Below are 4,208 nucleotides of genomic sequence, written 5' to 3' on the forward strand. Positions count from 1 at the left end.
CCCCGCGTCGCCCGCGCCGGTGCCGAGCTCCGCACGCACGACCCCCGCGCTCGCCGAGCCGCTCACCGAGCGGGAGGCCGAGGTGCTCGCGCTGCTCGCGGATGCCCGCAGCAACGGCGAGATCGCGCGGGCGCTGTACATCGGCGAGGCGACCGTGAAGACGCACGTGTCGCGCATCCTGCAGAAGCTCGGCGCGCGCGACCGGGTGCAGGCCGTGGTGCTCGCGCACCGGCTCGGGCTCGCCTGACGCGGCCGGGGACCGGGCTCCGCGATAGCCTCTGAGCCATGCCGGAAACCGCTCCCCTGTCGCGCCCGATCCTGGCCGGGGTGGTCACGGCACTGGTCGGCTTCACGAGTTCGTTCGCCGTGGTGCTCGCGGGACTCGACGCGATGGGCGCGACCGCGGCGCAGGCGGCCAGCGGGCTGCTGGCGGTGACGGTGACCATGGGCATCGCGTGCGTGGTGCTGGCGTGGCGCTACCGGATGCCGATCACGGTCGCGTGGTCGACCCCCGGCGCCGCGCTGCTGGCCTCCACCGGGGCGATCGAGGGCGGATGGCCGGCGGCCGTCGGGGCGTTCCTGGTCACCGCGGCCCTGATCCTGCTCACGGCGCTGTGGCCCGCGCTCGGCGCCCTGATCGCCCGCATTCCTCCGTCGATCGCGCAGGCCATGCTCGCCGGGGTGCTGCTGCCGCTGTGCCTCGCACCGATCACGGGCGTCGTCGCGAACCCGTGGGGCGTGGTCCCGGTCGTGCTCACGTGGCTGGTGTTCGCGCGCCTCGCGCCGCGCTGGGCGGTGCCGTTCGCGTTCCTCGCCGCGGCCGCGGTGGTCGCGGTGACCCTGGTGGCGGAGGGCGACGCGGTCGACCCCGCGGTGCTGCTGCCCCGGGTGGAGCTGACCGCTCCGGTGTTCACGGTCGGGGCGCTCGTGGGCGTCGCGCTGCCGCTGTTCATCGTGACCATGGCCTCGCAGAACGTGCCGGGCATCGCGATCATGCGCAGCTTCGGGTACGAGGTGCCGTGGCGTCCCGCGATGCTCGTGACCGGGCTCGGCACGGCGCTCGGCGCCACCGCGGGCGGACACGCGATCAACCTCGCCGCGATCAGCGCGGCCCTCGCGGCCTCCCCCGATGCCGATCCCGATGCGCGGCGCCGCTGGGTCGCCGGGGTGTCGACCGGGGTGTCGTACCTGGTGCTCGGCGGGTTCTCGGCGGCCTTCGCGACGCTCGTGGTGCTGGCCCCCGAGGCCGTGATCCCCGCCGTGGCCGGGCTGGCGCTGTTCGCCGCGTTCGGCTCGGCCGTGCAGCAGGCGATCGACGACCCGGGCGAGCGCCTGCCCGCCGTCGTCACGTTCCTCGTCGCCGCGTCGGGCATCGCGGTGCTGGGTGTGAGCGCCGCGTTCTGGGCACTGGTCGCCGGCCTCCTGGTGCGCACCGTGCTGCACGCCTTCCACCGCTGATCCCCTCCGCCCCACGGCTGAGGAGGGAAGGTCCGCCGCACGGGGGATGCCCTGGAACACGGGGCTCCGTAGCGTGAGGGGCATGACAGGACTGCTCGAACTCTCCGGCATCACCAAGAGCTACGGCTCTCGGCGCGTGCTCGACGACGTCTCCTTCACGGTCGCCCCCGGGCGCCTGACGGGCTTCGTCGGCGGCAACGGCGCCGGCAAGACCACCACCATGCGGATCGTCCTCGGACTGCTGTCGTCGGACGGCGGCCGCGTCGACCTCGATGGCGCCCCGCTCACCACCGCGGACCGCCGCCGCTTCGGCTACATGCCCGAGGAGCGCGGCCTGTACCCGAAGATGAAGGTGCTGGAGCAGATCGTGTATCTCGCGCGACTGCACGGCTTCGCCAAGCAGGATGCCACCGCGCGCGCGACCGCGCTGCTCACGGAGCTCGGGCTCGGGGAGCGGCTGAACGACACGATCGAGTCGCTGTCGCTCGGCAACCAGCAGCGCGCGCAGATCGCCGCCTCCCTCGTGCACGACCCCGAGGTGCTGATCCTCGACGAGCCGTTCTCCGGGCTCGACCCGCTCGCGGTCGACGTGGTCGCCGGTGTGCTGCAGTCGAGCGCCGCGAAGGGCGCCTCGATCCTGTTCTCCTCCCATCAGCTCGACGTGGTGGAACGCCTGTGCGACGACCTCGTGATCCTCGCCGGTGGCACGATCCGCGCCGCGGGGTCGCGTGACGCCCTGCGCGCCGAGCACGCCCGCGACCGCTACGAGCTGGTGTCGGCGGGTGACGCGGGCTGGCTGCGCACCGAGCCGGGTGTCACGGTGATCGACTTCGAGGGCGGCTACGCCCTGTTCGACGCCGACGGTCCGGAGACGGCGCAGCGCGTGCTGCAGTCGGCGGTCGCCCGGGGCGACGTCGCGAGCTTCGCCCCCAAGCACCCGTCCCTCGCCCAGATCTTCAAGGAGGTCATCCAGTGAGCGCCCCCACCCCCTCCCCCACGCGCACGCCCAGCGGCATCTGGCTCGTCGCGGAGCGTGAGATCGGCTCGAAGCTGCGCAGCAAGGCGTTCCTGATCTCCACCGGGATCCTGCTCGTGCTCGCCCTCGCGGGTGTCCTGTTCGGCGGATTCGCGAGCAAGAACACCGACACCATGCCGGTCGCGGCGAGGGCCGACACCGCCTCGGTCGTCTCGGCGATCCCGAACGTCGAGGTCACCACGGTCGCCGACGAGGCCGAGGCGGAGGAACTGGTCCGCGCGGAGAAGGTCGACGCGGCCGTGCTCCCGGCGAGCGGCACCGAGGGTCACACGGGTTACTCGATCGTCGCCCTGCAGGATGCTCCCGGCTCGCTGGTGTCGGCACTGTCTCTGTCGCCCGAGGTCGTGATCCTGGAACCGGTCACCACCAACCCGCTGCTGCGGTACTTCATCGCGATCGCGTTCGGCCTGGTGTTCATGATGGCCGCGGCGACGTTCGGCGGCACGATCGCGCAGAGCGTCGTCGAGGAGAAGCAGACCCGCGTGGTGGAGGTGCTGCTGTCGGCCATCCCCGCGCGCACCCTGCTGGCCGGCAAGGTGGTCGGCAACACGGTGCTGGCGATGGGGCAGATCCTCGCGCTGGCGGCCGTGGCGACGATCGGCCTGATCGTCACGGGTCAACGCGAGGTGCTGACCACGCTCGGTGCCCCGATCCTCTGGTTCGCGGTGTTCTTCCTGTTCGGGTTCATCCTGCTCGCGGCGATGTTCGCCGCGGCGGCCTCGATGGTGTCGCGCCAGGAGGACATCGGCTCCACGACCACCCCGATCACGATGCTGATCATGGCGCCGTACATCCTGGTGATCGTGTTCAACGACAACCCGCTGGTGCTGACGATCATGTCGTACGTGCCGTTCTCGGCCCCGGTCGGCATGCCCATGCGGCTGTTCGTCGGCGAGGCGCAGTGGTGGGAGCCGCTGCTGAGCCTCGTGATCCTGCTCGCGAGCTGCGTGGCCGCGATCGTGATCGGCGCGAAGATCTACGAGAACTCGCTGCTGCGGATGGGCTCGCGCGTCAAGCTCTCCGAGGCCCTGCGCGGCTGATCCCGCACGAGGAAGCCCCCTGCACCGCGGAGGTGCAGGGGGCTTCGGCGTGTGTGCGGCGGCGGGTCAGATGACGCCGTCGGACAGCGAGGTCGGGTTGCCGAAGCGGTGGTTGGTGATCGACACGGCCTGCTCGTGCAGGAACGGCAGGATCTCCACGCGACCCGCACCCGTCACCGCGTGCGACCACACGGCCACATCGGGCGAGCCCTCGAGCGCCTGGTACAGCGCCGTGGCGTCGCCGCCCACGAGCCGCACGCGCTGCCACGACCGGGCGCCCTTCGCGTAGCGCTTGGTCCAGGCCGCGTCGGACTCCGTCTTCACGGCGACCCCGGCGCCGGAGAGGGCCTTCGCCACGCGCGACGGCAGCGCCGCGGCCGACACGGTGAACGGGCTGCCGCTGCGCAGGGCGGCCGCGAGCACACGCACACCGTCGACGAGCGTCGCGCCCTCCGCGAGGCGCACGTCGACGGCGACCGGGCGGTAGCGGAACACGTTGCGCTCGACCCCGAGGCCGGACTTGTCGCTGACCGCCCCGAACTCATCCACCCAGGCGCGCTCGTCGGAGGCGGCCGCGCGGTGCAGCCACTCGATCGCGGCCGGGTCGAGCTCGGGCGCGGCGGCCTCGAGCAGCCCCTGCATGGTCATGGTGATGAGCTCGGACACGCCGTTGC

General features: G+C 72.5%; 4 protein-coding genes and 1 pseudogene. 4 read left to right on the top strand and 1 reads right to left on the bottom strand.

Features of this window, described 5'->3' with window-relative positions:
* The 4 genes from DW297_RS00055 to DW297_RS00070 form a co-directional block, all read left to right on the top strand.
* A partial coding sequence (locus DW297_RS00055; RefSeq protein WP_240744471.1) for a helix-turn-helix domain-containing protein occupies positions 1 to 247 on the top strand: 247 nt, incomplete at its 5' end.
* Positions 248 to 285: 38 nt separating this feature from the next.
* Positions 286 to 1,458 (top strand): benzoate/H(+) symporter BenE family transporter, encoded by a 1,173-nt coding sequence (locus tag DW297_RS00060; RefSeq protein WP_136028484.1) that lies wholly within the window; start codon positions 286 to 288, stop codon positions 1,456 to 1,458.
* A 91-nt stretch (positions 1,459 to 1,549) separates the two neighbouring features.
* Positions 1,550 to 2,434: an ABC transporter ATP-binding protein gene (locus DW297_RS00065; RefSeq protein ID WP_136028486.1), complete on the top strand. Its 885-nt coding sequence runs from the start codon at positions 1,550 to 1,552 to the stop codon at positions 2,432 to 2,434.
* A complete protein-coding gene (locus DW297_RS00070; protein WP_136028485.1) occupies positions 2,431 to 3,534 on the top strand; it encodes an ABC transporter permease in 1,104 nt (367 codons plus the stop codon). Before DW297_RS00065 ends, DW297_RS00070 begins: the two co-directional genes overlap by 4 nt.
* 66 nt (positions 3,535 to 3,600) lie before the next feature.
* On the opposite strand, the pseudogene DW297_RS00075 reads toward DW297_RS00070, so the two are convergent.
* Positions 3,601 to 4,208: pseudogene (locus DW297_RS00075) on the bottom strand (1-pyrroline-5-carboxylate dehydrogenase); the annotation flags it as partial.

The sequence above is a fragment of the Microbacterium sp. PF5 genome (assembly GCF_004794315.1).
In the GTDB taxonomy this organism is placed as follows: Bacteria; Actinomycetota; Actinomycetes; order Actinomycetales; family Microbacteriaceae; genus Microbacterium; species Microbacterium sufflavum.